The following is a 961-nucleotide window of genomic DNA, read 5'->3' as shown; positions in this document are numbered from 1 at the left end:
TTGTTTATTACTATGTTCTCCTTAACCTTATCTCCTATTAGATCGTATCTAAGGTCTGTATCCGTATATATATTGCTGTACTGAACAGAGGAGGAGTTTTTTTCTACAGTCTCCTTTTCACTGTTATCCATGATATTTTCCTTGGCTTTAGCTTTTTTATCGGCTGAAAGAGTGCTTATTTTCTTGTCACTGCTGATCTTTTTATCTGCTTCAGCCTTCATGCTTTCCTCTAGCTTTTTACTGTCCTTTTCTAGTATCTTTGAGGAGGCAGCTTTATTGCTGTTATCTAGTCCCCAGCTTATTTCGTACTTGTCCTTTTTTAAGCTTACCAGCTTCTTTTTCTTAGTATTCTTAGAAAAGCTTACTTTAAAACTGTTGCTGGTATTTGTCAGTGCGTTTTTATCCTCCTGCTTGCTGGAGCTTTGCGCCGTTTCAGCTTTTGGAGAAGTTTGGCTATTATCTCCATCATCGGAATTGTCCGTGTCTGAAGCAAGTTCATCATCCTCAGCATCCTGAAGAGTGTTGTCTATATCCTTCCACTGACCATCCTCATAGTAATGAACTGGCTCATTGTATATAACTGCCTCATAGGAATTGTCATCCATTAAAAACTGCTTTATATTTTCCTCTCTTTTGTCATTAATTTCCCCCACTATTTTAGGTACTGCCTCTTCTTGCTTAGCAGCCTGAGAGGTGCCTTCAGTATTGGTTATTGCAGGCTTTGAGTCATCAGCTTTTACCATGGTTGGAAGAGCTGTAGCCAAAACTGTAGTCATTAAAAGTATAGATAAGATTTTTTTAGAAGACCTCATTTCTTTCCCCCTTGTAATATTTTGTGTAAATTTGTCATTTTACTTTTATGTATCTATATTACAGGCTGTGGAGCTTAATATAAACAATTATCGTTCGTATTTTTCCTTCACATTAATACACATAACGACAAAAAACGCAGAAGCTTATT

1 protein-coding gene is annotated in these 961 nt (G+C 36.7%); it reads right to left on the bottom strand.

Annotated features, from left to right (window positions below; translation table 11 throughout):
- Positions 1 to 812: hypothetical protein (locus IAI10_RS24585; protein WP_315675948.1), on the bottom strand; the 812-nt coding region annotated here is incomplete at its 3' end.
- Positions 813 to 961: the final 149 nt, after the last annotated feature.

It is taken from the genome of Clostridium sp. 19966, assembly GCF_032335695.1.
Taxonomy (GTDB): Bacteria; Bacillota; Clostridia; order Clostridiales; family Clostridiaceae; genus JACTOJ01.
Note: the sequence above shows the minus strand (reverse complement) of the source record. Positions and strands in the feature narration are given on the sequence as shown.